The sequence below is a fragment of the Kluyvera sichuanensis genome (assembly GCF_040930405.1).
GTDB classification, from domain to species: Bacteria; Pseudomonadota; Gammaproteobacteria; order Enterobacterales; family Enterobacteriaceae; genus Kluyvera; species Kluyvera sichuanensis.
Window position 1 is genome coordinate 954684 of the sequence record NZ_CP162271.1, and the last position, 26998, is coordinate 981681.

Annotated in this window: 26 protein-coding genes and 1 pseudogene; 17 read left to right on the top strand and 10 right to left on the bottom strand. The window is 55.3% G+C overall.

Features of this window, described 5'->3' with window-relative positions; all coding sequences use genetic code 11:
• Window positions 1-9: 9 nt before the first annotated feature.
• Window positions 10-945 (bottom strand): tRNA 2-thiocytidine(32) synthetase TtcA, encoded by a 936-nt coding sequence (gene ttcA / locus AB2B48_RS04755; protein WP_185666085.1) that lies wholly within the window; start codon window positions 943-945, stop codon window positions 10-12.
• 96 nt (window positions 946-1041) lie between these two features.
• Window positions 1042-1110 (bottom strand): annotated as a pseudogene (locus AB2B48_RS04760) (hypothetical protein); the annotation flags it as partial.
• 87 nt (window positions 1111-1197) lie between these two features.
• Here AB2B48_RS04760 and AB2B48_RS04765 point away from each other — a divergent pair.
• The gene (locus AB2B48_RS04765; RefSeq protein ID WP_368300959.1) at window positions 1198-1896 is read left to right on the top strand and encodes an RluA family pseudouridine synthase; all 699 of its coding nucleotides are present in this window, start codon (window positions 1198-1200) and stop codon (window positions 1894-1896) included.
• A 51-nt stretch (window positions 1897-1947) separates the two neighbouring features.
• Here the strand turns inward: AB2B48_RS04765 and AB2B48_RS04770 are convergent, their stop codons facing one another.
• Entirely contained in the window at window positions 1948-2487 is a 540-nt protein-coding gene (locus tag AB2B48_RS04770; protein WP_368300960.1) for a DUF2058 domain-containing protein, read from the bottom strand.
• 227 nt (window positions 2488-2714) lie between these two features.
• Between AB2B48_RS04770 and AB2B48_RS04775 the strand changes: the two genes are divergently transcribed.
• From AB2B48_RS04775 to AB2B48_RS04785, 3 genes are read left to right on the top strand one after another with little or no spacing between them, the layout of a single operon-like run.
• Window positions 2715-3860: a transglutaminase-like domain-containing protein gene (locus AB2B48_RS04775; protein WP_185666089.1), complete on the top strand. Its 1146-nt coding sequence runs from the start codon at window positions 2715-2717 to the stop codon at window positions 3858-3860.
• The gene (locus AB2B48_RS04780; protein WP_368300961.1) at window positions 3838-4194 is read left to right on the top strand and encodes a hypothetical protein; all 357 of its coding nucleotides are present in this window, start codon (window positions 3838-3840) and stop codon (window positions 4192-4194) included. Before AB2B48_RS04775 ends, AB2B48_RS04780 begins: the two co-directional genes overlap by 23 nt.
• On the top strand, window positions 4191-4475 hold the full coding sequence (locus AB2B48_RS04785; protein WP_368300962.1) for a heavy-metal-associated domain-containing protein: 285 nt from the start codon (window positions 4191-4193) through the stop codon (window positions 4473-4475). Before AB2B48_RS04780 ends, AB2B48_RS04785 begins: the two co-directional genes overlap by 4 nt.
• Window positions 4476-4533: 58 nt before the next feature.
• Here AB2B48_RS04785 and ompC read toward each other — a convergent pair whose 3' ends face one another.
• Together ompC and nifJ are read right to left on the bottom strand one after the other, a co-directional pair.
• A complete protein-coding gene (ompC, locus tag AB2B48_RS04790) occupies window positions 4534-5721 on the bottom strand; it encodes a porin OmpC (protein WP_368300963.1) in 1188 nt (395 codons plus the stop codon).
• Between the two features lie 714 nt (window positions 5722-6435).
• A complete protein-coding gene (nifJ, locus tag AB2B48_RS04795) occupies window positions 6436-9963 on the bottom strand; it encodes a pyruvate:ferredoxin (flavodoxin) oxidoreductase (RefSeq protein ID WP_368300964.1) in 3528 nt (1175 codons plus the stop codon).
• 308 nt (window positions 9964-10271) lie between these two features.
• On the opposite strand from nifJ, the gene AB2B48_RS04800 reads away from it, so the two are divergent.
• The gene (locus AB2B48_RS04800) at window positions 10272-10538 is read left to right on the top strand and encodes a DUF333 domain-containing protein (RefSeq protein WP_220439790.1); all 267 of its coding nucleotides are present in this window, start codon (window positions 10272-10274) and stop codon (window positions 10536-10538) included.
• Window positions 10539-10541: 3 nt separating this feature from the next.
• Here AB2B48_RS04800 and hslJ read toward each other — a convergent pair whose 3' ends face one another.
• A complete protein-coding gene (hslJ, locus tag AB2B48_RS04805) occupies window positions 10542-10982 on the bottom strand; it encodes a heat shock protein HslJ (RefSeq protein WP_185666095.1) in 441 nt (146 codons plus the stop codon).
• A gap of 601 nt (window positions 10983-11583) precedes the next feature.
• Entirely contained in the window at window positions 11584-12573 is a 990-nt protein-coding gene (locus AB2B48_RS04810) for a 2-hydroxyacid dehydrogenase (RefSeq protein WP_220439788.1), read from the bottom strand.
• Window positions 12574-12884: 311 nt separating this feature from the next.
• Here AB2B48_RS04810 and AB2B48_RS04815 point away from each other — a divergent pair, with 311 nt between their 5' ends.
• The 11 genes from AB2B48_RS04815 to AB2B48_RS04865 all read left to right on the top strand — a co-directional run bounded on the left by AB2B48_RS04815 (window position 12885) and on the right by AB2B48_RS04865 (window position 22326).
• Window positions 12885-15527: a YdbH family protein gene (locus tag AB2B48_RS04815; protein WP_368300965.1), complete on the top strand. Its 2643-nt coding sequence runs from the start codon at window positions 12885-12887 to the stop codon at window positions 15525-15527.
• A complete protein-coding gene (locus AB2B48_RS04820) occupies window positions 15524-15715 on the top strand; it encodes a YnbE family lipoprotein (protein WP_185666098.1) in 192 nt (63 codons plus the stop codon). The genes AB2B48_RS04815 and AB2B48_RS04820 overlap by 4 nt, the downstream gene beginning before the upstream one ends.
• A 7-nt stretch (window positions 15716-15722) precedes the next feature.
• Entirely contained in the window at window positions 15723-16046 is a 324-nt protein-coding gene (locus AB2B48_RS04825) for a YdbL family protein (RefSeq protein ID WP_368301914.1), read from the top strand.
• A gap of 132 nt (window positions 16047-16178) precedes the next feature.
• Window positions 16179-16535: a purine nucleoside phosphoramidase gene (gene hinT, locus AB2B48_RS04830; protein WP_333496433.1), complete on the top strand. Its 357-nt coding sequence runs from the start codon at window positions 16179-16181 to the stop codon at window positions 16533-16535.
• A 3-nt stretch (window positions 16536-16538) separates the two neighbouring features.
• Window positions 16539-16913, top strand: coding sequence for a YcfL family protein (locus AB2B48_RS04835; RefSeq protein WP_220439786.1), 375 nt, complete (start codon window positions 16539-16541; stop codon window positions 16911-16913).
• Between the two features lie 23 nt (window positions 16914-16936).
• Window positions 16937-17575, top strand: coding sequence for a penicillin-binding protein activator LpoB (gene lpoB, locus AB2B48_RS04840; RefSeq protein WP_333496499.1), 639 nt, complete (start codon window positions 16937-16939; stop codon window positions 17573-17575).
• The gene (gene thiK, locus AB2B48_RS04845) at window positions 17556-18398 is read left to right on the top strand and encodes a thiamine kinase (protein ID WP_368301915.1); all 843 of its coding nucleotides are present in this window, start codon (window positions 17556-17558) and stop codon (window positions 18396-18398) included. The genes lpoB and thiK overlap by 20 nt, the downstream gene beginning before the upstream one ends.
• Complete coding sequence (gene nagZ, locus AB2B48_RS04850; RefSeq protein WP_185666101.1) at window positions 18386-19411, top strand: beta-N-acetylhexosaminidase; 1026 nt, start codon at window positions 18386-18388, stop codon at window positions 19409-19411. Before thiK ends, nagZ begins: the two co-directional genes overlap by 13 nt.
• Window positions 19412-19449: 38 nt before the next feature.
• Complete coding sequence (ycfP, locus tag AB2B48_RS04855; RefSeq protein ID WP_185666102.1) at window positions 19450-19992, top strand: alpha/beta hydrolase YcfP; 543 nt, start codon at window positions 19450-19452, stop codon at window positions 19990-19992.
• 273 nt (window positions 19993-20265) lie between these two features.
• Window positions 20266-21570, top strand: coding sequence for an NAD(P)/FAD-dependent oxidoreductase (locus tag AB2B48_RS04860; RefSeq protein WP_185666103.1), 1305 nt, complete (start codon window positions 20266-20268; stop codon window positions 21568-21570).
• Between the two features lie 219 nt (window positions 21571-21789).
• A complete protein-coding gene (locus AB2B48_RS04865; RefSeq protein ID WP_368300966.1) occupies window positions 21790-22326 on the top strand; it encodes a glycine zipper 2TM domain-containing protein in 537 nt (178 codons plus the stop codon).
• 56 nt (window positions 22327-22382) lie between these two features.
• Here AB2B48_RS04865 and AB2B48_RS04870 read toward each other — a convergent pair whose 3' ends face one another.
• Complete coding sequence (locus AB2B48_RS04870) at window positions 22383-23021, bottom strand: TetR/AcrR family transcriptional regulator (RefSeq protein WP_220439782.1); 639 nt, start codon at window positions 23019-23021, stop codon at window positions 22383-22385.
• A gap of 245 nt (window positions 23022-23266) precedes the next feature.
• On the opposite strand from AB2B48_RS04870, the gene bhsA reads away from it, so the two are divergent.
• Window positions 23267-23524: a multiple stress resistance protein BhsA gene (gene bhsA, locus AB2B48_RS04875; RefSeq protein ID WP_185666106.1), complete on the top strand. Its 258-nt coding sequence runs from the start codon at window positions 23267-23269 to the stop codon at window positions 23522-23524.
• An 88-nt stretch (window positions 23525-23612) separates the two neighbouring features.
• Here the strand turns inward: bhsA and AB2B48_RS04880 are convergent, their stop codons facing one another.
• Both AB2B48_RS04880 and AB2B48_RS04885 read right to left on the bottom strand, forming a co-directional pair.
• Window positions 23613-24572, bottom strand: coding sequence for a L,D-transpeptidase LdtC (locus tag AB2B48_RS04880; RefSeq protein WP_220439781.1), 960 nt, complete (start codon window positions 24570-24572; stop codon window positions 23613-23615).
• 133 nt (window positions 24573-24705) lie between these two features.
• Window positions 24706-26784 (bottom strand): TonB-dependent siderophore receptor, encoded by a 2079-nt coding sequence (locus AB2B48_RS04885; RefSeq protein WP_368301916.1) that lies wholly within the window; start codon window positions 26782-26784, stop codon window positions 24706-24708.
• Window positions 26785-26998: the final 214 nt, after the last annotated feature.

Genomic DNA, 26998 nt, shown 5'->3' on the forward strand with positions numbered 1-26998 from the left:
ATAAGCAGATTACTTCACTTCGACGACGTTCAGACGCAGCTCATCCAACTGACCATCTTCTTCTTCCGGCTGCCAGCCTACTGGCTGTAACGGAATCTCTTCCCGATCAAACGCCAGATCGCCACCGTCAATCACCTCGCCACCGTGAGTCAGGCCTTTGAAATCGAACAGGTTGATATCGCTCAGGTGCGATGGCACCACGTTCTGCATGGCGCTAAACATGGTCTCGATGCGGCCCGGATAGCGTTTATCCCAGTCGCGCAGCATATCCGCAATCACCTGACGCTGCAGGTTCGGCTGCGAACCGCACAGGTTGCATGGGATGATTGGGAAGCCTTTCGCTTCAGAGAAACGCTCAATATCTTTTTCGCGGCAATATGCCAGCGGGCGAATAACAATATGCTTGCCGTCGTCGCTCATCAGTTTCGGTGGCATGCCTTTCATTTTGCCGCCGTAAAACATGTTCAGGAACAGCGTCTGCAGGATGTCGTCACGGTGGTGGCCGAGCGCGATCTTGGTTGCACCCAGCTCCGTGGCGGTGCGGTACAGAATGCCGCGACGCAGGCGCGAGCAGAGCGAGCAGGTGGTTTTCCCTTCCGGGATCTTCTCTTTAACGATGCCGTAAGTATTCTCTTCGACAATCTTGTACTCCACGCCCAGCTTCTCCAGATACTCTGGCAGAATGTGCTCCGGGAAACCCGGCTGTTTCTGGTCGAGGTTGACCGCGACCAGGCTGAAGCTGATAGGGGCGCTCTGCTGCAGGTTGCGCAGAATTTCCAGCATGGTGTAGCTGTCTTTACCGCCGGACAGGCAGACCATAATGCGGTCGCCGTCTTCAATCATATTGAAGTCAGCGATGGCTTCGCCCACGTTACGACGCAGACGCTTCTGTAACTTGTTCAGATTGTATTTTTCTTTTTGGCTAATTTCTTGATTTTGTTGCATTTAATGGTTACTCAAAAATCTAAATGGAAGTTCAGGCCAAACACAGCGTCTTCCCGTCCATTTGATTTGCGATAAAAGACCTGTCTCACGCTGACCGGTCAAAAGCGAATCAGCGAATGTGTGGCGTGTATGGTACGGATTACGGCGACGAATGTCAGCACGTTTTGCGTGTGAGCCACTAAAGCGCTGCGGATTCGCCAGTGGGCGAGAATTTCGCTATGATCCTGACTCCTTCGCTATGCTGGTCGCCCGATGTCTACGATTGTTGATACCTTTATCGCTCCACCGTGCTCCGCCGAGATAGAAATCCTCTATGAAGATGCGCATTTGCTACTTATCAATAAGCCCAGCGGGTTGCTGAGCCTATCGGGTAAGCATCCGCAGAACCTCGATTCAGTACACTATCGGCTGGTAAAGGCGTTTCCCGGCTGCACGCTGGTTCACCGTCTTGATTTTGGCACCTCCGGGCTCATGGTGGTGGCGCGCAATAAAGCGATTAACGCTGCGCTGTGTCAGCAGTTCAGCCAGCGTAGCGTAACGAAGGTGTACAGCGCGCTGCTGTGCGGCCATCCTGAATATGACGAAGGGATTATTGACGCGGCGATTGCTAAGGATCCGGCGCAATTTCCGCGCATGACAATTTGCCCGCAGCAGGGAAAACCGGCACGGTCGCATTACCGGGTTGAAGCGCGTTTTTTCCAGCAGGGGAAAGAGGGAACTCAGTTGCCGCTGACGCGAGTCAGCTTAACGCCGGAAACCGGGCGTACGCATCAGTTGCGTATACACTGCCAGCAGCTGGGTCATCCGATTTTAGGTTGCGATCTGTACGGCGGACTACTGATGCCGGGCACCGAGGATGCCACCAGGCTGATGCTGCACGCCAGCGAGCTGAATTTTGTTCATCCCGTCAGCGGTGAAGCGGTCAATGCGCGTCATGCCAGCCCGTTTTAGACATTAAAAAAGCCCGTGAGGGCTTTTGGTCAGATGTACGCGAGATGGCGCTTACCACATAAGATCGTCAGGAATTTTGAAATCAGCGTACGGATCGTCTTCATCCTGCACTTCCTGGCTTAGGGCGCTGTGCAGAACAATGCTGCTGGCATCGCGCTGAGCGATTTTTTCTGCCACGACCGCTGGGATAATTGCGTATTCATTTTCACCGTTGCTCTGGGTGGCCAGACGCGCGATGGCGAGACGCCCGTTAATCAACTGGGTCTGCGTCAGCTTATCGACGGTGATTTTTTTGATGATGCTGCCGTCGGTAAAGTTAAAGCTAATATCGCCGCGGCCCGGCATGACGCGGTTCATTTCAATCAGCTGTTTAACCTGCGCTTTATACTCTTTGGATAACACGGCCTGTTTTTGCTGCTCGCTAAGCAATTTATCGCGCTCAAGCTGCGCCTTTTTATTCTCTTCGACCGCTTCTCTTGCCTCACGAGCCTGAACGCGCGATTTTTTCGCCGTACGCTGAACTTTGGCCACTTTTTTACTGGAGACTAATCCCGCTTTTAGCATCTGCTCTTGTAAGGTAAGTTTTGTCATTTTCGCTTCTGAATAGGATGAATAATGGCGAGGATTATACCCGCAATTTTTGTCACGATGCCAGATTATAGGTCTCGAGTGGCGCATTGTCCGGCGTCCGCTTGGCATTTCGCGCCTTTAATGCCCTGTTATTCATTGTGGTGATGAATGCGTAGCCGCATAATAGCGGCCAACCTCCGCAGGTGCGGGGTTAAGCGCCAGCTTTTTCTGGTGATGAAGGAAACACAATGGAAAGGCGTAACTTTCTGAAAGGTGCCGCGGCACTCTCCACCCTTGGGCTGGTGAGCCCGGTTTTTGCTAAAACCGAAGCCGTCGCAAAGCCTGCCGTCTCGTCTTCCGGCAAATCACGCCGTTTCGTGATGACCCAGACCTACAGCCTTAAGGCCCCACAGGGTTCTTCCGGCAAGGTCAATTTGTGGATCCCCATCCCGGAAGATACCGCCTTCCAGCAGCTGCTTGATCTCTCCTTTAGCGGCAACTATCAAAGCGCTACCCTCAACGCCAATAACCGCTACGGGGCGAAAGTCCTGTTTGTGACCTGGCCTGCCTCCAGCGGCCCGTTGGAAATTAAGGTCGACATGGAGATTGAAACCCGCGATTGGGAAGTGCTGAAAGAAAACCGTCTTGCCGACTGGCAATTGCCGGTGGAAGGCGCGGTGATCCCTGACGAGATCAAACCGTTCCTGCAGGCAACTCCTCATATTCCCGTTGATGGTCTGGTCAAAGAGACTGCGCTGAAAATTATCGGCAGCGAAAAGGCGCCGCTGAAGCAGGCGCGTCTGATTCATGACTGGGTGAGCACGCATATGCACCGTGATGATGCGGTGATTGGCTGCGGTACCGGTGACGTGGGCGAGATCCTGAAAACCGGTAAGCTTGGCGGTAAATGCACCGATATCAACTCGGTATTTGTGGCGCTGTGCCGCGCGGTCGGGATCCCGGCGCGTGAAATGTTCGGTATTCGTCTGGGCGCGAGCCGCAAGCTCGACGGCTACTCTAAAAAAGCCTTCGGCAGCGCCGATGCGCAGGGCGTGGCAAAAGTTAGCGGCGGCCAACACTGCCGCGCGATGTTCTGGCTGGCCGGCTTCGGCTGGATGCCTGCCGACCCGGCGGACGTCACCAAAATGCGTCTGACCGAGAAAAAAGAGAACGGCGACCCGGCGGTGACGGCGGTAAACGACTATCTGTTTGGCAACTGGGAGATGAACTGGGTGGGCTTCAACCACGCGCGTGATTTTGCGCTGTCGCCAGCGGCAGAGCAGGGTGACGTTAACAACCTGGGCTACCCGTACGCCGAGGTGGATGGCGATCCGCTGAACTTCTACGATCCTGCGGCATTTAGCTACGACTATGTCAGCGTCGAACAGCATTAAGGGCGGCGTCCTGACGCTACTGGCGGCGATCGTCGCCGCTGGTGCCTCGACCCTGTGCTGCATTGGGCCGCTGCTGTATCTGCTGTTTGGTATCTCGGCAGCGGGGCTGGTGGGTATTCCCGGCGCGCCCTGGCTGCAGTTCCCAATGATCGTCGTTGCGGTAGGGCTGATGGCGCGGGGGTTCTGGCGTTTGCATTTGTCGCCGAAACCGGTATGCGTCAACGTGGTGAGCCGTCGGGTGCTGGTGTGGCTCTATTGGCTGTCGGTACCGCTGGTACTGGCGCTTATCACCTATCCTTATGTTCTGCCCTGGATTTGGGAGTGGATGGAATGAAAAAAGCAGTATGTCTGGCGTTGATGCTCGTTACGCCGCTGGGCTGGGCCGCCGATAAGCTGGTCACCATTGATATCGGCGAGATGAACTGCCCGCTGTGCGTGATTTCAATTAATCAGGCGCTACGTACGACCGAGGGAGTGATTAAGGCGAAAGCATCGCTGAAAACGCGTCAGGCGGAGGTGGTGGTGCCGGAGAATTTTGATAACCAACAGTTGCTGGCGGCGATAGCCAAAACCGGGTTTAAGGGCGAGATTCACGGAGAAAGCGCGGTGCAGTGAGGCCGTGCTGGCGTGATAAAAGAGAAAACCCGCTGTTGCCAGCGGGTTTTTTGTTGCATTAGAACTGGTAAACCAGGCCCATCGCAACGATGTTGTCGGTAGCAATACCGTTGTCAGCGTAGAAGCTGTCGTTGCCGTCCAGCAGGTTGATTTTGTAATCAACGTAGGTGGACATGTTTTTGTTGAAGTAGTAGGTCGCGCCCAGATCCATGTATTTAACCAGATCTTTGTCGCCCTGGTTGACCGCATCATGGTTGGTTGCAGCCAGGTCTTTACCTTTGGACTGCAGGTAAGAAATTTCTGGACGCAGACCGAAGTCGAACTGGTACTGTGCAGTTACTTCGAAGTTCTGAGTTTTATCGGCAACACCGTTGCTGTCACCGTATGGGGTCATGTTACGGGTTTCCGCATACATGGTCGCCAGGTAGATGTTGTTCGCGTCGTATTTCAGACCAACGGTCCATGCATCGGCTTTGTCGCCTTTAGCGCTTGTACGAGTGATCTGATCATTAGTACGGTCAGAGGTCGCGTACGCAGCGGAACCGCTGAAGCCCATGCCGAGGTCATAGGAAGTAGACATGCCAAAGCCGTCACCGTTGTCGTAACGAACTTCTTTATCGTTGCTTGCTTTGTTTGCAGGGCCGTTAACGATGCTAGTCTCATCTGCCAGTGAGTTACGGTTGTTAGTACCAACGTCGTCAGAAGTACCCTGACTTTCGTTTTTACCCTGGAACTGCAGTGCAAAGTTCAGGCCATCAACCAGACCGAAGAAGTCATTGTTACGGTAAGTAGCAACGCCGTTCGCACGACCGGTCATAAAGTTATCAGCGCTGGTGTAGGTGTCGCCGCCCTGTTCTGGCAGCATATCAGTCCAGCCTTCTACGTCGTACAGAACGCCGTAGTTACGACCATAGTCGAATGAACCGTAGTCACCGAATTTCAGACCTGCAAAGCCCAGACGGGTAAAGCCAGTCCCGGAATTGCTTTCGGTCTGGTTAGCCATGACTTTATATTCCCACTGGCCGTAGCCAACCAGTTGGTCAGTAATCTGAGTTTCGCCTTTAAAGCCACCCTGGAAATATGACTGATCGCCATCGTGTGCAGAGTTGCTGGAGAAATAGTGCAGACCATCTACCTTGCCATAGATGTCTAATTTGTTGCCGTCTTTATTATAAACTTCTGCGGCATGAGCTGCGCCTGCTGCTAACAGCGCAGGGATAACGAGGGCCAGTACTTTTCTGTTCATTGAAATTATTCCTTTAGTATTTTTATTCGCGCACTTCCACTCAAATGGAGGAAGTAAGGCAATGCTAAAGGAGACCTATCGGAGATGGTAAATAACATTTGTTACAACATAAGTAAAATCTAAAGAATATAATTCCCATGAAACGATGATAATTTCCATGAATATTTATCATTGAAATATATAAAATAAAAATTATACAAAGAATATTCGCTGCCGTAAGCTATCTGCGTTATATGCCTTTTTGTCACACAACGTATTTAAGTTGCCGTGTGTCATTTACCTTCTTCGTCACATGAAATGACAAGCCCGAACCCTCATTCGGGCTTTTTTTATTTCTCTGTTTTGATCTTTTTTTCATGGGCTTAGCAAAAATACCGTTGACGTCAAACCGTGGCCTGGATGATGAATGGCCATCTGTTCTTGCGCAATTAATGCGCGACTAATTTGCGCGTGGCGATTGGCGAATTTAAATAAATGATGAAAAATGAAGGGGAGTGAGAAGGGGGTTTTGTGTGTGGAGAATATTCTGACGCACGGTAATAAAACTATTCCTGAAACTTTGTTAAGGATAAGAAGAAGGTATTTTATACATATCCGATTAAATAGTGTGATCGAGTGCATAAAAACAAATGTAACGGTGCTGGCTAAATGGGCCGTTATTTTACATGCAAAAAAAACCGCCTTCATGTTGAAGGCGGTTATTGGTCAATCTACTTATTCCTGCGGCGTGGTCTTCTCAGCCTTCCCGGCCAGTTGTGCGAGGAAGTCGTAGCGCTTTTGCAAATCTTCCGCCGCGTCTTTCCACAGCTGCTCGGCCACTTCCGGCTGCTGGCTGTTCAGGCGACGGAAGCGCTGCTCGTTCATCAGCGTTTCTGCCAGCGCGTCTGACGGTGGGCGAGAGTCCAGCGCCAGCGGGATTTTCCCTTCATCAGCGCGACGCGGGTCGAAGCGGAACAGCGGCCAGAAGCCGGTCGCGGTAAGCTGGCGCATCTGATCGTGGCTCAACGCCAGATCGTAGCCGTGCTCTTCACAAGGGCTGTAGGCGATGATCAGCGATGGGCCCGGATAAGACTCGGCTTCCTGAATGGCTTTCACCGTCTGGTTGAGCTGGGCGCCGAGTGAAATCTGCGCCACATAAACATGACCGTACATCATCATGCTGACGCCCAAATCTTTACGCGCTTTGCGCTTGCCGTGCTCGCCAAACTTGGTGACTGCGCCGAGCGGGGTCGCTTTAGAGGCCTGGCCGCCGGTGTTGGAGTAACACTGGGTATCCAGCACCAGAATATTGACGTTCTCGGTCAGGCTCATCACGTGATCCAGGCCGCCGAAGCCAATATCGTAGGCCCAGCCATCGCCGCCAATCAGCCAGATCGATTTCTCGACCAGTGCGTCGGCATCGGTCAGCAGCTCTTCTGCGCCCTCGACACCTTTCAGCGCGCTGCGCAGCTGTGAGACCTGTTCGCGACGGACATCCGGTGTGGCATCGGCGTGCAGCGCGTCGTTCAGCTCAGCCGGAATATGTTCGGCAAAACCGTCCAGCAGGCGCATCACGCGCTGGCGATGCTGATCGACCGTCAAGCGGAAGCCCAGACCAAACTCGGCGTTATCTTCAAACAGCGAGTTGGCCCACGCCGGGCCGCGACCGTTAGCATCGGTGGTGTACGGCGTAGAAGGCAAGTTGCCGCCGTAGATAGAAGAACAGCCGGTGGCGTTGGCAATCAGCATACGGTCGCCGTAAAGCTGGGTCAGCAGTTTGATATACGGCGTTTCACCGCAGCCGGAGCAGGCACCGGAGTATTCAAACAGCGGGGTAATCAGCTGCGAAGTACGAATATCGATACGCTCAAGCTTGCTGCGGTCAATTTCCGGAAGGTCGAGGAAGAAGTCATAGTTCACTTTCTCTTCTTCAACGTGTTCCAGGCGGGACATCATATTGATGGCCTTGATGCTTGGATCCTGACGATCTTTCGCCGGGCAGACTTCCACGCACAGGTTACAGCCGGTGCAGTCCTCAGGCGCCACCTGCAGGACGTATTTCTGGCCGCGCATATCGCGGGACTTCACGTCCAGAGAGTGCAGGGAGGCCGGGGCGTTTTCCATCTCTTCCGGGGAGACCACTTTGGCACGAATCGCCGAGTGCGGGCAGGCCGCGACGCAGTGGTTACACTGGGTACAAAGATCCTCTTTCCAGATAGGGATCTCTTCGGCAATGTTGCGTTTCTCCCAACGGGTAGTACCCACAGGCCAGGTACCGTCCGGCGGCAGTGCGGAGACCGGCAGCGCATCGCCAAGCCCGGCGAGCATTGCGGCGGTCACGGTTTTGACGAAATCTGGAGCGGCGTCGGACACCACCGGCGGGCGGTTCGGGCTGGCGGCGTTAACCTGCTGTAGCGGCACTTCAAACAGCGACTCGCGCGCGAGCGCCAGCGCCTGCCAGTTACGCTCAACCAGATCCTGACCTTTGCTGCTGTAACTTTTGGCGATGGCGTTTTGCAGTTCCATCAGCGCGCTGTCACCCGGCAGGATTTGCGTCAGATGGAAGAACGCCATCTGCATCACGGTGTTGATACGCGCGGCGAGCCCGCATTCACGGGCGATTTTCGCCGCGTTAATCACGTAAAAGCGCGCTTTTTTCTGGTTCAGAACGGCCTGCACTTCCTGCGGCAGACGCCCCCATACTTCATCGGCGCTGTAAGGGGTGTTGAGCAGGAAAATACCGCCAGGCTTCAGGCGTTCGGCCATCTGGTATTTATCGATAAACTGCAGTTGGTGGCAGCCAACGAAATCGGCCTGCGCCACCAGATAGGCGGAACGAATGGGCGTGTCGCTCACGCGCAGGTGAGAAACCGTCAGGCCACCGGCTTTTTTGGAGTCGTAGACAAAGTAACCTTGTGCAAACCACGGCGTCGAGTTACCGATGATCTTGATGTTGTTCTTGGTGGCTGAGACGCTACCGTCACTACCAAGGCCGTAGAACAGCGCTTCCAGACGCGCGCGCGACGGCAGCGTGTTTTCCGGCAGCGGCAGGGAGAGGTTGGTAACATCGTCGTAAATGCCGACGGTGAAGCGCGGTTTTGGCTTCGCTTGTGACAGCTCATCAAAGATAGCCAGCACGCAGTCCGGGCCAAACTCTTTTGACGACAGGCCGTAGCGGCCGCCAATCACGCGAGGTAAGGTTTCGCGCTCGCCCTGATTGAACGCTTCCGCCAGCGCGGTCATCACGTCGAGGTACAGCGGCTCTGCCAGTGCGCCCGGCTCTTTGGTGCGGTCGAGTACGGCAACGCTGCGCGCACTTTCCGGCAGTGCTTGCAGTAAATGCTGGGCGGAGAATGGACGATAGAGACGCACTTTCAGCACGCCGACTTTCTCGCCGCGGGTCAGCAGTTCATCCACCACCTCTTCACAGGTACCGATGGCGGAGCCCATGATGACAATCACGCGTTCGGCCTGCGGATGGCCATAGTACTCGAACGGTTTGTAGTGACGGCCAGTCGCGTCGGCGAAATCAGCCATTGCCTGCTCAACGTGATCGTATACCGCGTTGTACCACGGGTTAGTGGCTTCGCGAGACTGGAAGTAGGTATCCGGGTTTGCGGAAGTCCCGCGAATCACCGGGTGTTCCGGGTTCAGCGCGCGGGCGCGGTGTGCGGTGATTTCATCCTGCGGCAGCAGGTCGCGAATGGTGTTATCCGACAGCGGCACGATTTTGTTGATTTCGTGCGAAGTGCGGAAACCGTCGAAGAAGTGAATAAACGGCACGCGGCTTTTCAGCGTGGCGATATGTGAAATCAGCGCAAAGTCCTGCGCTTCCTGAACGCTACCGGCACACAGCATCGCGCAGCCGGTCTGGCGAATAGCCATGACGTCGGAATGATCACCGAAAATCGACAGCGCGTGGGTCGCGACGGTACGGGCAGCGACGTGCAGGACAAACGGGGTCAGCTGACCGGCCAGTTTGTAAAGCGTAGGGATCATCAGCAGCAGACCCTGCGATGAGGTGAAAGAGGTCGACAGCGCACCGGTTTGCAACGCGCCGTGCACGGCGGCAATGGCGCCGGCTTCAGACTGCATTTCGACCACGCGTGGGACATCGCCCCACACGTTTTTAAGTCCATTCCCCGCCCAGGCATCGGCCTGCTCGGCCATCGTTGAACTCGGCGTGATCGGGTAAATGGCGATGACTTCACTGGTTCGGAACGCTACCGAGGCGACCGCACCATTACCGTCAGTTGTGATCATTGGTTATGACACCTTACATTGCGCAGAAAAGTGGCCCACGGGCGTACCGAAGGCCGGAAATTTATCCTTAATAGACACATCGCTCTTGTCGATGATGTTAGGTGAAGTTTAGCAAACCCCGCGCTGAATCATTTTTGCTTTTGTGTCCTTGGGGCGCGTCTATATCAATGACGCGAATGTTTTTAGCCACAAAATTGCCAGAAAATGTTTCTAAGGTGCATAAATGCGCGCTTCCTCTCTCGACGAGCGCGGCTGCGCTGCCTATGATGCATAGGTTTGTTCCTATTTTTGCGATTCGGAGGGAAGTGATGCGAGCTGCTTTTTTTGTCGGGTGTGCGGCGCTTTTATTATCCGCGTGTAGCAGTGAACCTGCCCAGCAGGCCACGGCGGCGCACGTAACGCCAGGGATGAGAGCGGCAATGTCCAGCTCAGGCGAAGCAAACTGCGCGATGATCGGTGGGTCACTCTCCGCCGCCCGCCAGCTGGATGGCTCCAGCATTGGCATGTGCGCGCTGCCAAACGGTAAACGTTGCAGCGAGCAATCATTGGCGGCGGGAAGCTGCGGTAGCTATTGAGTGTTAACTCACCAGGTCGGCGAGTTTGAAGGTCAGCGTCTGATCGGCAGTTGCCAGCGTCAGCTGATGTTCAGTTAAATCGACCTGGGCTCCCTGGCGAAGCATGCTGCTGAGCGTCGCGTCGAGCTGGTTTAGCTGCGCGTCGCTACAACGCTTACGGGTCATTGCCAGTTCGGAGGCTTTGAGTTCACCGTTGCTGATTTTTGCGGTTCCGGAGAAGCGGTTACACATCTCGCCGGAGAGATAAATGTTATTTAATAGCGGCTGTTTCTCACCAAAGCTCACTTCGAGTGGGGCGCCATTGCTATTGACGGTTTTGCCATTCACGCTTTCAAGTACAAAACGGTGATGCTGGAGTTGTTCACCGCCGGTAGACATTTTGCTGTTATAGACGCAGCCTGAAAGCAGAGCGGCTGCGGCCAGCAATAAAAACACGTTCTTCATTGCACGGGACTTCTTATAAATATATTGATCAGGTGAATACTTCTGAGGGGTTACTGTACAGCCTGAGAGGGCTGGAGGACTTGGCGGAAAATGCTTCCCGGGTGGGGGGCTGACGTTATTAGTCAAATTCTTAGTGGCAGAAGATATGTTAGTTTGGAGAAGGGTTCCGTTCACTATACGTCAGGCGGAATATGAAGACCCTTCACCGGTGAACGTGTTAAGGGGGATAACCGCATCCCCCTTAACAATCCCCGCGGCCCCGCAGGGAAATCGGTGCTTCGCACTGCGCTCGCCTACGAACTCCAGCCTGCGGCACGGCGAAACTCGACGTCCTGTCTCGGTTCGCCTCAGTCCGCCATCCATGGCGTCCTGACCTTGTCTTCCATTCTCCGGCTCGCCGATTTCCAGCGGGGACTTCATCGGTTTCAGAAGGACTGGTTATTGCTGTTAACTGAAAGACCGCACAGCGGCGATTGGCCGCCCCTTGCGCGCTCTCTGCGTCAGCGCAATTTATATGGCTAGCGCTGGAAGAGAGCGCAACGGAGTGATAAACCTAAATACATCTCCCTGATCATAGCTGAACCAGGGGAGGCACAACGCATCAAGCAATAGCGTTAGGGCAATCAGCACCCGTATCGATCAAACGCAGGTTCTCCAGCGTCGTCTCCGAAATGCTGGTCAGCGCCTCCGCGGTCAGGAACGCCTGGTGGCCGGTAAACAGCACGTTGTGACAGGCTGACAGACGGCGGAACACATCGTCCTGAATCACGTCGTTAGACTTATCTTCAAAGAACAGATCGCGCTCGTTCTCGTACACGTCCATCCCCAGTGCGCCAATTTTCTGCGTCTTCAACGCTTCAATCGCTGCCTGGGAATCAATTAACGCACCGCGACTGGTGTTGACGATCATCACGCCGTCTTTCATCTTCTCAAACGCGCTGGCGTTGAGCAGATGATAGTTATCTGCGGTCAGCGGACAGTGCAGCGAGATAACGTCCGACTCGGCGAACAGCGTCGGCAGATCAACGTACTCTACGCCCAGTTCCAGCGCCGCCGCGCTTGGATACGGGTCAAACGCCAGCAGACGCATACCAAAACCTTTCAGAATGCGCAGGGCGGCGACGCCAATTTTACCGGTACCGATCACCCCAGCGGTTTTACCAAACATGGTAAAGCCGGTCAGGCCTTCGAGTGAGAAGTTAGCATCACGGGTACGCTGATAAGCACGGTGAATACGACGGTTGAGCGTCATCATCATGCCAATAGCGTGTTCCGCAACGGCTTCCGGCGAATAGGCCGGAACGCGAACCACGCGCAGACCCAGCTCTTTTGCCGCATCGAGATCGACGTTGTTAAAGCCCGCACAGCGCAGCGCAATGTACTTCACGCCGATTCTCTTCAGCTCTTCCAGAACCGGACGGCTGCCGTCATCGTTGACGAAAATACACACCGCTTCACAACCGTGAGCAGTTTTCGCGGTTTTTTCCGTCAGCAGGAAATCAAAAAATTCGAGTTCAAAGCCATATGTCTCATTAACATTTTGCAGGTACTTTTTGTCGTACTGCTTGGTGCTGTAAACGGCGATTTTCATAAGACTTTTCTCCAATGATTTTGGCGTTAATTTAGCACATTTCAAAAAATCTTACAAAATATAAAAATGTTTTGAAGGCTAAAGTTACGTAAAGAAACTATCACCAGTATACGCGGATAATCGGCGGGGGAGAAATCACTGTCTCAATCAGAATCAACTGAAATTCCTCACGTTTTATTTTGTAGCAGCTATGATTAATCCATGGTGGCGGCTTTCACTCACAGGTCTGACATGACACAATATGCCTCTTTGGATCGCCCGCTGCGCGTTCACGGCATGACTGCCTGCTTAATCTGGATATTACTGCACCCATGAAGGGTAAATATAAAGCCGTTATTGCGCTACTCCTGGTATTAATACTCCTGCCGTTGACGCTGGTGATGACGCTCGGATATTGGGTGCCTACGCTGGTGGGTATCTGGCTGCCAGCGGGAACTCGCATTGCGCTGAACGACAGCCCACGTTTCACCCGCACCTCCTTACGCGTCCCTGATTTACGTTATCTGGTAGGGGATTGCGAGCTCGCCACGTTGAAAGACGTGACGCTGTCACATCCTAGCCGCTGGCAGCTGCATGCCGCCGCCGTCAATCTCAATGCCGTCTGCTTTAATAAGCTCCCGCAAAACGATGCGGTGCCGGGTGCGCCGCGAACGCTGGCGGAATGGCAGTCGATGCTGCCTAACACCTGGCTGTCCATCGACTCACTGAGCATCTCGCCGTGGGAAAAGTGGCAGGGCAAGCTCAAGGTCTCGCTCACCGCCCAGCATCAGGAACTGGAGTATGAAGGCGACCAGGTGACGCTGCACGCCCGCCTGCGCGGGCAGGCGCTGACGGTCAGCGAGTTTCATGCCAGCCTGCTGGAAGGCGAACCGCCGGTGAAGCTGCTCGGTGAATTTACCATGCCGCTGGTGCCGGACGGGCTGCCGGTGAAGGGGCATCTTGAATCGACGTTCCAGGTGCCTCAAGTGCCGTCGCCGGTGGATGCTGAACTGAACTGGGACGGCAATCAGGGGCAACTGGTGATGATGGCGCGCGGCGAAGATGACCCGATTGCCGACTTCCCGTGGCAGATTACCGAACAGCAGCTCGTTATCAGCGACGGTCGCTGGAGCTGGCCGTATCAGGCGGGCATTCCGCTACGTGGTCGCGTGGGCGTGAAGCTGGACAACTGGCAGCAGGGCATCGATAAAACGCTGATTACTGGTCGACTGAGCGTACTCACCTCTGGTGATGCCGGTAAAGGCGTCGCGGTGCTGAACGTTGGACCGGGAACGCTGAGCATGGATAACAGCGACATGCCGCTGCATCTGGTCGGTGAGGCCAAACAGGGTGACCTGATTTTCTACGCTAAGCTTCCTGCGCAGTTAAGTGGCCGGCTTTCCGCGCCGACGCTGGCTTTCCAGCCTGGTTCGCTACTGCGTTCGCGCGGTCGCGTTATTGATGCTCTTAATATTGATGATGTCCGCTGGCCATTGGCCGGGGTCAAAATTTCCACTCAGGGGATTGATGGCCGTCTGCAGGCGATCCTTCGCGCCCATGAGCAGCAAACCGGCGATTTTGTCCTTCACCTGGACGGCAAGGCCGATAACTTCATGCCGGATAAAGGTACCTGGCAGTGGCGCTACTGGGGCGACGGCCACTTCACGCCGATGCAGGCGCGCTGGGATGTGACCGGAACCGGCGAGTGGCGCGATAGCGCGATTGTGTTGAACACGCTCTCCACCGGTTTTGACAAGCTGCAGTACGGCACCATGACCATTGAGCAGCCGCGCCTGACGCTCCAGCAACCGATTCACTGGATCCGCGACGAACAGCATCCCTCCTTTACCGGCGCGTTAGCGCTTGATGCCAAAGAGACGCGCTTTACCGGCGGCAGCGTCTTGCCCGCCTCGGCGCTGAACTTCAGCGTTGACGGCCGCGACCCAACTTTCTTCCAGTTTAAAGGTGACCTGAAGGCGCAGGAGATTGGCCCGATTCGCGTCAACGGCCGCTGGGACGGCGAACGTCTGCGCGGGCAAGCGTGGTGGCCGAAGCAGTCGCTGACGGTGTTCCAGCCGCTGGTGCCGCCGGACTGGAAAATGAAGCTACGTGACGGTTCGCTGTATGCCCAGGTGGCGTTCTCCGCCGCCGTAGGGCAAGGTTTTGAGGCCGGTGGTCACGGCGTGCTGCGCAACGGCAGCGCATGGATGCCGGATAACGAAGTCAACGGCGTCGATTTCGTGCTGCCGTTCCGCCTGAAAGCGGGCGTATGGCAGTTGGGAACGCGCCGCCCGGTGTCGCTGCGTATTGCTGAAATCGTCAACCAGGTGACGGCGCGTAATGTCACCGCCGACCTGCAGGGCACCTGGCCGTGGAGTGAAGCATCGCCGTTACAACTGAGCGACGTCAGCGTTGACGTGCTCGGGGGTAAGGTGACCATGCAGCAGCTGCGTATGCCGCAGCACGATGCGGCGCTGCTGCGCTTGCAGCATATTTCAACCAGCGAGCTGGTCAGCGCGGTGAACCCGAAACAGTTCGCCATGTCCGGCCCGGTGGACGGCGCGCTGCCGCTGTGGCTGAACGATAGCAAATGGATAATCAAAGACGGCTGGTTGCATAACCCCGGCCCGATGACTCTGAGGCTGGATAAAGATACCGCCGATGCCGTCGCCGATGACAATATTGCCGCCGGGGCCGCGATTAACTGGTTACGCTATATGGAGATCTCGCGGTCGTGGACGCGTATCAATCTCGATAGTCTCGGTCTGCTGACGCTACAGGCAACGGTCACCGGGACCGGCGTGATGGACGAGAAACGCAGCACGGTGCGCCTGAACTACACGCACCAGGAGAATGTTTTTGATTTGTGGCGAAGCCTGCGCTTTGGCGACAAACTTCAGTCATGGCTTGAGCAACACGCAACCCTTCCCGGTGTGCCGTGTCGCAGCGGCACGGAATGTAAGGAGCAACAATGAAATTATCCATCGCCATACTGGGATTGATGGCAACCGGCCTGTTATCAGGGTGCGTGCCGCGCATTGAAGTGGCGGCGCCAAAAGAGCCGATCACCATCAATATGAACGTGAAAATTGAACACGAAATCCATATTAAGGCCGATAAGGACGTTGAGGATCTGCTCAAGTCCCGTAGCGACCTATTCTGAGGCTATGATGAGAAAAACCGGGATTATCGCCGTGCTGGCGCTCACGCTCTTCAGCCTACAGGCGCTGGCGCTTACGCTGCCCGAGGCTCGCCAGCAGGGGCGAGTGGGTGAAACGCAGGGGGGCTATCTGGCGGCCATTGCCCAGGATAGCGAGACGCTGGCGCTGGTGAAGAAAATTAATGAAGCACGCAGCCAAAGCTATCAGCAGCTGGCGCAAAGCAACAACCTGCCGTCGCAGGAAGTCGCGCGTCTGGCCGGGAAAAAGCTGATTGAGAAAGCCCAGCCGGGGGAATACGTTCAGGGCATCAACGGCCAGTGGGTGCGGAAGTAAAGGCTGGCGCGTAGAAGAAAAAACGTATTACGGTTGAAACAGGGGCGGCAACTCGCTCATACTCTTGGCATGTAACCTGTTCGTCGGTAACGATTTTACCGGCTGCACATGAGAATAATAAAGGAACTCCCAATGGCAGAAGAAACGATTTTCAGCAAAATCATTCGTCGCGAAATCCCGTCAGACATCGTCTATCAGGACGAACTGGTCACCGCCTTCCGCGATATTTCTCCGCAGGCGCCGACGCATATTCTGATCATTCCTAACACGCTGATTGCCACCACCAACGACGTTACCGCCGAGCACGAACAGGCGCTGGGGCGTATGGTCACCGTGGCGGCGAAAATTGCTCGTGATGAAGGGATTGCTGAAGACGGCTATCGTCTGATCATGAACTGCAACCGCCACGGCGGACAGGAAGTTTACCATATCCACATGCATCTGGTGGGCGGTCGCCCGCTGGGGCCAATGCTGGCGCATAAAGGCTAACCTATGAAACCGGTCTGTCTCGGTCTTGTGCTTTGCGCGACGCTGCTTGCCGGGTGCCATTCGCGCCCGGAAATTGCCGTCAGCGAGCAGCAAACGCTGGTCATGGAGTCCAACGTCCTGGCGGCGGGGGTCAGCGCGGAAAAGCCGGTGCTGAGCTCATCGGATATCCAGTCTACCGCCAGCGCAAAGCTGTTTAATGAAAGGCGAGAGCCGGTCACCGTTCACTATCGTTTTTATTGGTATGACGCCAGAGGGCTGGAAATGCACCCGCTGGAAGCGCCGCGCAGCATCACGGTTCCAGCGATGGGGTCGGTGACGCTGTACGGGACGGCTAACAGTCTTGGGGCGCATAAAGCCCGGCTTTATCTTTATCTCTGAGGGGTAAACTATCAATGAGTAAATTGGGTCGCTATGCGTTAATTGCTTCCCTGGCAATGTTCCTCGCCGGGTGTGCGGTGCGTGAACAACCGGCACCGGTTGACACGGCAAATCCACAGCAGCCGCAGCAGCCAACCGAACCGCAGCAGCCGGTGCCAACGGTGCCGAGCGTGCCGACGATTCCGCAGCAGCCGGGGCCAATTGAGCACGGTGGTGAAACGCCTGCGCAGCCAACGCCGCGCGTCCGCCACTATGACTGGAACGGCGCCGCACAGCCGCTGGTGGGCAAAATGCTCCAGGCTGGCGGCGTTAACGCGGGCAGCATTCTGCTGGTTGATAGCGTCAACAACCGCACCAACGGTTCGCTGAATGCCGGTGAGGCGACGACCGCGCTGCGCAATGCGCTGGCGGGTAACGGTAAATTCACCCTGGTGTCAGCGCAGCAGCTGGCGGTGGCGAAGCAGCAGCTTGGCTTGTCGCCGCAGGATAGCCTCGGCTCCCGCAGCAAAGCGATGGGCATCGCCCGTAACGTGGGCGCGCAGTACGTGCTCTATTCTAACGCCACCGGCAACGTCAACGCGCCGACGCTGCAAATGCAGCTGATGCTGGTACAGACCGGTGAGATCGTCTGGTCAGGTAAGGGTGCGGTTGCGCAACAGTAAACTGTCGCGTGACGAACTCCTGTCACGCGTCTTCCCGCACTATAAGATTGTCGCCAGCCCCGAAACTGCGGGGCTGAGCGGCAGCAGCTGTATTCTGCAACACGGCGAACGACGGCTGGTGCTGCGTCAGCATCATGACCCGCATGCGCCGGAAAGCGACTTCCTTCGTCAGTATCACGCCCTGCATCAACTCCCGTCCTCACTGGCGCCAAAGCCGGTTTTTTATTCGCCTGGCTGGATGGCCGTTGATTTTTTAGCCGGTGAGATCAAAAGCGTGCTCCCGGCGCATCGTCAGCTTGCCGCTCTCCTGTATGATTTGCACCAGCAGCCTCGGTTTGGCTGGGCGCTTTCGCTACAGCCGCTGCTGATGCAGTACTGGGAGCTGTGCGATCCGGCGCGGCGAACGCCGCTGTGGCTGCGGGAACTTCAGCGTCTGCGTAAGCAGGGCGAACCACGCCCGCTGCGGCTGGCACCGCTGCATATGGACGTGCATGCGGGCAATATCGTCCATACCGCCGACGGACTGCGGCTGATCGACTGGGAATATGCGGGAGACGGCGATGTGGCGCTGGAGCTCGCCGCCGTCTGGACGACAGACATGAAGCAGCGCCGCGAACTGACGTGGGCATACGCCGAGCAGGCGCATTTTTCGCCGGAAGCGCTCTGGCGACAGGTTAAACGCTGGCGGCCGTGGGTGCTGATGCTGATGGCCGGCTGGTTCGAGTGTCGCTGGCAGCAAAGCGGCGACAAACAATTCATCACGCTGGCAAACGAGATTTGGTGCCAGCTTAGCGACAAAAAGGAGGCCGTGTGGGGCCAGTAATGTTGGATGTTGAAGGCTATGAGCTGGATGCCGAAGAACGTGAAATTCTGGCGCATCCGCTGGTAGGCGGCTTAATTCTCTTCACCCGTAACTATCATGACCCTGAGCAACTGCGTGAGCTGGTTCGCCAGATCCGTAGCGCTTCACGGAATCATCTGGTAGTGGCGGTCGATCAGGAAGGCGGGCGCGTCCAGCGCTTCCGTGAAGGCTTCACCCGTTTGCCGGCTGCGCAATCTTTTGCCGCCGTGCTGGGCGAAGAGGCGGGCGGACGTATGGCAGTAGACGCAGGATGGTTGATGGCAAGCGAAATGATCGCCATGGACATTGATATCAGCTTTGCACCGGTGCTGGACGTTGGCCATATCTGCACCGCCATCGGCGAACGTTCCTATCATGCTGACCCGCACAAAGCGCTGGCAATGGCGCGTCATTTTATTGACGGCATGCACAGTGCCGGGATGAAAACCACCGGTAAACACTTCCCTGGCCACGGCGCGGTGACCGCCGACTCGCATAAAGAGACGCCGCATGACCCGCGTTCAGAGGCTGAGATTCGCGCCAAAGATATGGCGGTGTTTAAAACGTTGATTACCGAAAACGCGCTCGACGCCATTATGCCCGCGCACGTTATCTATGATGAAGTCGACCCGCGTCCGGCAAGCGGCTCGCCGCACTGGCTTAAAACCGTGCTGCGCGGCGAGCTGGGCTTCGACGGGGTGATCTTCTCCGACGATTTGTCGATGGAAGGGGCGGCAATTATGGGCAGCTACGCCGAGCGCGGTCAGGCATCGCTGGATGCAGGTTGCGATATGATCCTCGTCTGCAATAATCGTAAAGGGGCCGTCAGCGTGTTAGATAACCTGTCGCCGATCAACGCTGAGCGTGTTACGAAGTTGTATCATAAAGGTTCATTTAGCCGTCAGGAACTGATGGACTCCGCCCGCTGGAAAACGGTTAGCGCTGAGCTGGAGCAACTCCACGAACGCTGGCAGGAAGAGAAGGCTGGTCATTAACCCTCCCGGTGTGGGAGTAATGGTGTGGTGAGGATCAAATGATTATCTATTTACACGGTTTTGACTCGAATAGCCCAGGCAACCACGAAAAAGTGCTGCAGTTGCAGTTTATCGACCCGGATGTGCGGTTGATTAGCTACAGCACGCGGCACCCTAAACATGACATGCAGCATCTGCTCAAGGAAGTGGATAAGATGCTGCAGCTGAACGCCGATGAGCGTCCGTTGATTTGCGGCGTAGGGCTGGGTGGCTTTTGGGCGGAACGTATCGGCTTCCTGTGCGATATCCGTCAGGTGATGTTTAACCCGAACCTGTTCCCGAACGAGAACATGGACGGCAAGATTGATCGCCCGGAAGAGTATATGGATATCGCGACCAAGTGCGTGAATAACTTCCGTGAAAAGAATCGCGATCGCTGCCTGGCCATTCTCTCGCGTCACGATGATGCGCTGGATAGCCAGCGTTCAGCCGACATGCTGCATCATTACTATGAGATCATCTGGGATGAAGAGCAGGGGCATAAGTTCAAGAATATCTCCCCGCATCTGCAGCGGATCAAAGCCTTTAAAACCTTAGGCTAAGAGACCGGCAAAGCGCCCCGGCAACGCTCCGTTGCCGGGGCTTTTTTTTTGTTAATTTTTAACCGAACCAGCCCATTTTTCGGCTATCAAAATATCGTTCGCTCAACTTCTGCGCGATAAAACTTGATGCACATCAATTTTGGTATGACCAATGCACCATTCATGTTATTCTCATTGCAGCTGAATGGTTTCACACAAGTAACTTGTTGTTAATTAAAGGCTATATTCATAACTTTTAATTAACAATTGGTTAATAAATTTTAAGGGGGTCACATGACTACGCCAATGAAAAAAATCGTAATTGTGGGTGGTGGTGCTGGCGGCCTGGAACTGGCTACTCAACTGGGTAGAAAGCTTGGCCGCAGTAAAAAAGCGAAAATCACGCTGGTGGATCGTAACCACAGCCACCTGTGGAAACCGCTGCTGCATGAAGTGGCAACCGGCTCTCTTGATGAAGGCGTGGATGCGCTGAGCTATCTGGCGCATGCGCGTAACCACCACTTCCAGTTCCAGCTGGGCTCGGTGATGGATATCAACCGCGAAGCGAAAACCCTTACCATCGCTGAACTGCGCGATGAGAAGGGCGAACTGCTGGTGCCTGAGCGCAAGCTGGCGTACGACACGCTGGTGATGGCGCTGGGCAGTACCTCCAACGACTTCAATACCCCGGGCGTGAAAGAACACTGCATTTTCCTGGATAACCCGCATCAGGCGCGTCGATTCCATCAGGAAATGCTCAACCTGTTCCTGAAGTACTCGGCGAACCTTGGCGCAAACGGCAAGGTGAACATTGCGATTGTTGGCGGTGGGGCGACCGGCGTTGAGCTGTCGGCTGAACTGCACAATGCGGTGAAACAGCTGCACAGCTACGGCTATAAAGGCTTAAGCAACGAAGCGCTGAACGTGACGCTGGTGGAAGCCGGTGAACGTATTCTGCCAGCATTGCCGCCGCGTATCTCTGGTGCGGCGCACAGCGAGCTGACTAAAATGGGCGTGCGCGTGCTGACCCAAACGATGGTCACCAGCGCGGATGCAGGCGGCTTGCACACCAAAGACGGCGAGTACATTCAGGCCGATCTGATGGTCTGGGCGGCAGGTATTAAAGCGCCGGACTTTATGAAAGAGATCGGCGGTCTGGAAACCAACCGTATTAACCAGCTGGTGGTCGAGCCAACGCTGCAAACCACCCGTGACCCGGATATCTACGCGATTGGCGACTGTGCCTCCTGCGCACGTCCGGAAGGCGGCTTTGTGCCACCGCGCGCTCAGGCGGCGCACCAGATGGCGACCTGCGCGCTGAATAACATTCTGGCGCAGATGAAGGGCAAAGAGCTGAAAGCCTATAGCTACAAAGACCACGGCTCTCTGGTCTCGCTCTCTAACTACTCCACCGTCGGCAGCCTGATGGGCAACCTGATGCGCGGTTCGATGATGATTGAAGGGCGTATCGCGCGTATGGTTTACATCTCTCTGTACCGTATGCACCAGATTGCGCTGCATGGCTACGTGAAAACAGGCCTGATGATGCTGGTGGGTAGCATTAACCGCGTGATTCGTCCGCGTCTTAAGTTGCATTAATTATCGTGCCGTTCCCGGCGTCGGCGTGAACGCCTCGGCCGGGCTACAGCAGTGACGAGTAGCCCGGCCGAGCGTCGCGACGCCGGGACATTCCCTCTTCAGAATCCTCCGAAACACCCATCTCCCCACATAAAATCCTGCTTTTGAGTTTTTGTCTGATAGGCACTGCTAACGATCGGTTGCACAATTGTTAGCAATAGCAACAAAGGAGGATCTCCCGTGAATAAATCAATGTTGGCGGGTATAGGTATTGGCGTTGCCGCCGCGCTTGGGGTTGCCGCTGTAGCGAGTATAAACGTTTTCGATCGTGGCCCGCAGTATGCGCAGGTCATTTCCGCTACGCCTATCAAGGAAACCGTCAAAAACCCGCGTCAGGAGTGCCGCAACGTCGCGGTGACGCATCGTCGTCCGGTACAGGATGAAAACCGTATCGCCGGTTCCGTACTGGGTGCGGTGGCAGGCGGCGTGATTGGCCATCAGTTTGGTGGCGGGCACGGTAAAAGCGTTGCCACCGTGGTCGGCGCGCTAGGCGGTGGCTATGCCGGTAACCAGGTGCAGGGTGCGATGCAGAATAATGACACCTACACCACCAACGAGCAGCGCTGTAAAACGGTGTATGACAAATCCGAAAAGACGCTCGGCTATGATGTGACCTACAAAATTGGCGATCAGCAGGGAAAAATCCGTATGGATAAGCAGCCTGGTAGCCAGATCCCGCTGGATAGCAACGGCCAGCTGGTACTGAATAAAGCCTAAAATAGCAGGTAGTAAGTTGTTCGCCCCGCCATCACTCAGATGGCGGGGCGTTTTTTTTATGACGGGACGATCATCTGCGGCCAGAGTCGCAGCGTGGTGTCGGTTATCTGCATCAGAGTATCAAAGCTGGCCCCTTCGCGGGCGCTGATGGACATGCCCTGCAGAATACAGCTCAAGAACAACGCCAGCTCGGTGACGTTTTTCTCCGCCGGAATTTCCCCTCGCGATTGGCGCAGCTGAAGGAACTGATTCAGCGTCTGCTCCTGTACCGCATGGCGAGACTTAATGGTCTTCGCAATCTCTTTCGATGACGCCGCCAGCGCCGCCGAGGTGTTGATCATAAAGCAGCCCGCCGGTGTGTCCTTACTGGTAAAGCAGGTAGCTACCGCGGTGAAGTAGTTGCGTAGCGCTTCCACCACCGGTTGCTCATCGCAGAACAAACAGGCTTCATTTTTTGAGGCAAAGTGCGTGATGTAGTGATCGAGAACGGCACGGAACAGCCCCTCTTTATTCACAAACTCGGCATATAGCGTCGGCGCTTTTGCACCCGTGGCTTCGACGAGGTCGGAGAGGGATGTTGCTTCATAGCCATACTGCCAGAATAGCGTCATCGCTTTATCAAGCGCCGCTTCCCGGTCGAATACTTTAGGTCGACCGCGGCCTTTTTTCGCGCAACTTTGCGTGTCAGTTGTCATCGTGCCGCCTACCTTAGTCGGTGTTTAGTGAACGCTCATTATAAAAATAATCCCCGGAAGGGGCTAGCGCTTCGTGAGGAAAAATAAAAAGAACATATTCATATGAAAAATATATGAATCTTAATTAAATAAACGATCGTTATAAAAATACGTTGACGTGTGACCTGGATCTCATTATGATTATTTTATCGATCGTTAAGTTAATAACGTCTGACCTACAAAAATCATCTGCAAAGGTAAAAATCATGAAAACCGTAAAAACTCTGGCCATCGCAGCCGTACTGAGCTCCCTATCATTCGCAAGCTTTGCTGCCGTAGAAGTGCAGTCTACTCCGGCTGACCAGCATAAAGTCGGCAGCATCTCCGCTTCCGCAGGCCCTAACCTGGCGTCTCTGGAACAAGAACTGGCTCAGAAAGCAGATGACATGGGCGCGAAATCGTTCCGTATCACTTCTGTCAGCGGTCCAAACAACCTGCACGGCACCGCAGTTATCTATAAATAAGCGTTAAAACCCTCATAATGCTTATGTCACTGCCATAAAAAAGGCCCTGAGCGCATCCCGCTCAGGGCCTTTTTCTTTATGGAGCCTGCTACATATTTTGCTGCGCGACGTCGTGGTGACGGGTGACATCAACCGGCATCCCGGAGCGTACGTCCATCACTTTGTTCATCACGGCTGCGTCGGTGTTCGCATTCTGGCTGAACGCCTGCATGCTGGCGTTTAGCACGATAGGCAGCGTCTGCGGATCGTCATCAATATGTTCGGACAGCGGCTGGTGTACCTCCACCAGACGTACACCGTTTGGCTCGACTGACGCTTTAATCGGCGTGTTGATGATGGTCACCTTAGTGCCCGGTGTCACCTGGTCAAACAGCGCTTTGATGTCGCCGTCGCGCAGACGAATACAGCCGGAGCTGACGCGCATGCCGATACCAAAATCGGCGTTGGTGCCGTGCAGCAGATACACGCCGCCGTAGGCCGCGAGGCGAATCGCGTGGTGGCCCATCGGGTTATCTGGCCCTGCAGGCATTACTGCAGGTAGATCGATCCCTTGGGCTTTGTAGCGTGCGCGGATATTGGCCGTTGGCGTCCAGGTTGGGTTGGCGCGCTTATCGGAGACGGTTGTCACCATGGTTGGCGTCACCGTTGTGCCACCTAGCTGACCGATACCGATAGGATAGACGGTGACCGTATTTTTACCCGGCGGATAGTAGTACAGACGCAGCTCAGCCAGATTCAGCACGATGCCTTCGCGTGGAACGTCCGGCAACAGCGTTTGCAGCGGAATGGTCAGTACGCTACCGGCGCGGGGCACGTAAGGATCGACCCCCGGGTTAGCCTGAAGCAGGGCGAGGAAACCGACGTTGTATTTTTTGGCGATAGATTCCAGCGAACCGCCGTTATTCTCGACGACGTGGAAACGGTTTTCGCCGACCAGACGGCTGCCGGGCGGCGGTAACGGCCAGCTGTTGGCGCTGGCGGGCAGCGCAACGCTGGCAACGAGAAGTAATCCCAGTAGCCAGCGTGAAAGTTGCAGAGTTTGTTTCATTACTCTAATCCCTCAAAGTCGCAATATGTTGCTTAAAAGTTAAAGCGACTATTATGCGGAAGGGAACTGTAGGGAAGTGCTAAGGGTTTGAAAGAGTATGTAAAGGCGGCCCCGTGAGTGGGGCCGCTAGCGGTTAGAAGGACATTTTCACCGTGAACTGCACTTCGCGCGGGTCGCCAATCTGGTTGCCCAGGTTGTTGCTGGCGATAGACGAGGTGTAGTAGGTCTTGTCGAACAGGTTTTTGACGTTCAGTTGCAGCGTGACCGGATACTGTAGCTTCATTTTATAGGCCGCAAAGACATCGGCCACCGCGTAGCCCGGCAGGTAGTAATCCGCGCCGTTGGTGCCTGAACGACGGCTCAATGCGTGGCCGCCGCCGCCGAGGGTCAGGGTGTTGCTGTCGTAGACGTTGTTGATGTCATAGGTCAGGAACAGTGAACCGGTATGGCGCGGAACGTTTGGCAGCGGTTTACCTGCATAATCAGGATCATCAATCACCTTCGCATCGGTATAACCGTAGCTGGCAATCACGTTCAGGTTATCGGTAAGCGAGCCTGCGATATCCACTTCAATCCCGCGTGAACGCACTTTACCCGCCGTTTTAGCGTAGGTTTCGTCGCCGATGGTCTCGGTATACAGCACGTTGCGCTTATGAATATCAAAGAAGGTGATGTTCGAGGTCACACCGTTGAACAGATCAAACTTCGCGCCCATCTCGTAGGCCGTGGACTCTTCCGGCGGCAGATCGCCGATGTAGCTGGCAATCGAGGACTGCGGCATAAACGACTGCGCTACGTTGCCGAACAGCGAGACATTCGGCGTTAGCTTGTAGACCATACCCAGCTTCGGCGTCAACTTCTCATCCTGGCTGTCGGTGTTCTCTTTAAACGGACGGCCTTTACCCGCGTACTGGGTGTAGTACTGGTAGCGTGCGCCAGCCACCACGATCCATTTATCGGTCAGGTACAGCGCGTCCTGTACGTAGGTGGCGTAGGTTTCCTGCTGAATGCGCTGATCGCTGTCGGCCGCGGAGACGCTGGTACATTTACTCAGCGAACCGTAAACCGGGTCATAAATGTTAAAGCCATTTTTGACGTTCTTGCAGCGAATCATATCGGTACGCAGCAGGTCATAATTCTCGTAGGCAATACCGGTGAGCAGTTCGTTATAGAAGCCGCCAATCACCACGTTGCCCTGTAAATCTGCACGCGTGGAGTGCATACGCTGGGTAGAGCCCTGGGTCGCATCGACGCGTCGGGTCAGGTTGCCGGTCTTCGCATCGTAAGCCATCACACGCGCCTGGTTATCGCTGTACATGTCCTGGCTAAAGCTGTAATCAAAGCGCGCGGTCCACTGGCTGTTCAGACGGTATTCCGCATTAAGCTGCGCCAGATCGGAATTACCGTCGGTAATGTTGAACGGCTCGTCAAAACGCTCTTTGCTCGAAACGTTCACCGCATGCCCGGTATCGAGGTCGAAAATGGTACCGCGGTCGAACGGGGTATTGTAGTTACGGTGTGACCAGGAGAGGTTTACCGTCGCATCGTCGCCAAACCACGTCAGGGAAGGAGCAATAAAGCTGCTGCGCTCTTTGCCGAAGTTACGCCAGTAATCTTCGTTCTGGTATTCACCAATCAGGCGATACGCCAGACGGGTGCCTTCAATCGGGCCGGTCACGTCGATTTGCCCGGTGCCGCCGCCAAAGCTGCTAGAGGTGGCGGAAATATCGCCGGAGAAGGTGCGTTCCGGGCGCTTGGTAACGACGTTAATCAGGCCGCCGGGATCCAGAATCCCGTACAACGTAGAGGCCGGGCCTTTCAACACTTCCACGCGAGAAGTCGCGGCGTTAAAGCTGCGCGGCAGCACAGTGCGCAGGCCGTTGGTCATGATTGAACCATCGCGGTTAGCGCCAAAGCCACGACGGGTAAAGGCGTCCTGGGTGCCGCCCAGGGTGTTGGTTTGCACCACGTTGGCGACGTTATACAGCGCCTCGTCAAGCGAAGTGGCGTGCTGGTCCTCCAGCACTTTGTCACTCACCGTGTTGACTACCTGCGGAATATCGAGCAGCGGCATCGAGGTGAGGGTCGCGGTGGAGCTGCTGATGGGCTGGTACCCTTCGGTAACCGTCTGGTCAGCCTGCGCAGTGCCTACAACCGTCATCGCTTCTTCTTTTTTCGCGCTATCGCCGCTCGGGGTATTTTCTGCCGCCATCAGCGAAGGGGAGCCGACCGCCCCCAGAAAAACCAATGAAAAAAGTGCGCGTCCGGATTTTCCCGTGAACGTCGGGAATAACTGTGTCATCTCTCTGTTTCCCATAAAAAAACTGCCGAAGGATGGCAGTCAAAATTGATAAAAATCATTGCCCTGAAAAGCCAAAATTACCCATTCACACCAAGCCGGGATGTTCAGGATATGTAATTGAGAA

What these genes read in the sequence shown, in the direction of transcription:
- AB2B48_RS04870 (WP_220439782.1), bottom strand. Translation starts at nt 23,021, where the DNA reads ATGACAACTGACACGCAAAGTTGCGCGAAAAAAGGCCGCGGTCGACCT.
- ttcA (WP_185666085.1), bottom strand. Translation starts at nt 945, where the DNA reads ATGCAACAAAATCAAGAAATTAGCCAAAAAGAAAAATACAATCTGAAC.
- hinT (WP_333496433.1), top strand. Translation starts at nt 16,179, where the DNA reads ATGGCAGAAGAAACGATTTTCAGCAAAATCATTCGTCGCGAAATCCCG.
- hslJ (WP_185666095.1), bottom strand. Translation starts at nt 10,982, where the DNA reads ATGAAGAACGTGTTTTTATTGCTGGCCGCAGCCGCTCTGCTTTCAGGC.
- AB2B48_RS04820 (WP_185666098.1), top strand. Translation starts at nt 15,524, where the DNA reads ATGAAATTATCCATCGCCATACTGGGATTGATGGCAACCGGCCTGTTA.
- AB2B48_RS04780 (WP_368300961.1), top strand. Translation starts at nt 3,838, where the DNA reads ATGTCAGCGTCGAACAGCATTAAGGGCGGCGTCCTGACGCTACTGGCG.
- ompC (WP_368300963.1), bottom strand. Translation starts at nt 5,721, where the DNA reads ATGAACAGAAAAGTACTGGCCCTCGTTATCCCTGCGCTGTTAGCAGCA.
- AB2B48_RS04825 (WP_368301914.1), top strand. Translation starts at nt 15,723, where the DNA reads ATGAGAAAAACCGGGATTATCGCCGTGCTGGCGCTCACGCTCTTCAGC.
- AB2B48_RS04885 (WP_368301916.1), bottom strand. Translation starts at nt 26,784, where the DNA reads ATGGCGGCAGAAAATACCCCGAGCGGCGATAGCGCGAAAAAAGAAGAA.
- AB2B48_RS04800 (WP_220439790.1), top strand. Translation starts at nt 10,272, where the DNA reads ATGCGAGCTGCTTTTTTTGTCGGGTGTGCGGCGCTTTTATTATCCGCG.
- bhsA (WP_185666106.1), top strand. Translation starts at nt 23,267, where the DNA reads ATGAAAACCGTAAAAACTCTGGCCATCGCAGCCGTACTGAGCTCCCTA.
- AB2B48_RS04810 (WP_220439788.1), bottom strand. Translation starts at nt 12,573, where the DNA reads ATGAAAATCGCCGTTTACAGCACCAAGCAGTACGACAAAAAGTACCTG.
- ycfP (WP_185666102.1), top strand. Translation starts at nt 19,450, where the DNA reads ATGATTATCTATTTACACGGTTTTGACTCGAATAGCCCAGGCAACCAC.
- AB2B48_RS04835 (WP_220439786.1), top strand. Translation starts at nt 16,539, where the DNA reads ATGAAACCGGTCTGTCTCGGTCTTGTGCTTTGCGCGACGCTGCTTGCC.
- AB2B48_RS04860 (WP_185666103.1), top strand. Translation starts at nt 20,266, where the DNA reads ATGACTACGCCAATGAAAAAAATCGTAATTGTGGGTGGTGGTGCTGGC.
- AB2B48_RS04880 (WP_220439781.1), bottom strand. Translation starts at nt 24,572, where the DNA reads ATGAAACAAACTCTGCAACTTTCACGCTGGCTACTGGGATTACTTCTC.
- AB2B48_RS04815 (WP_368300965.1), top strand. Translation starts at nt 12,885, where the DNA reads ATGAAGGGTAAATATAAAGCCGTTATTGCGCTACTCCTGGTATTAATA.
- nifJ (WP_368300964.1), bottom strand. Translation starts at nt 9,963, where the DNA reads ATGATCACAACTGACGGTAATGGTGCGGTCGCCTCGGTAGCGTTCCGA.
- AB2B48_RS04775 (WP_185666089.1), top strand. Translation starts at nt 2,715, where the DNA reads ATGGAAAGGCGTAACTTTCTGAAAGGTGCCGCGGCACTCTCCACCCTT.
- AB2B48_RS04770 (WP_368300960.1), bottom strand. Translation starts at nt 2,487, where the DNA reads ATGACAAAACTTACCTTACAAGAGCAGATGCTAAAAGCGGGATTAGTC.
- AB2B48_RS04765 (WP_368300959.1), top strand. Translation starts at nt 1,198, where the DNA reads ATGTCTACGATTGTTGATACCTTTATCGCTCCACCGTGCTCCGCCGAG.
- AB2B48_RS04785 (WP_368300962.1), top strand. Translation starts at nt 4,191, where the DNA reads ATGAAAAAAGCAGTATGTCTGGCGTTGATGCTCGTTACGCCGCTGGGC.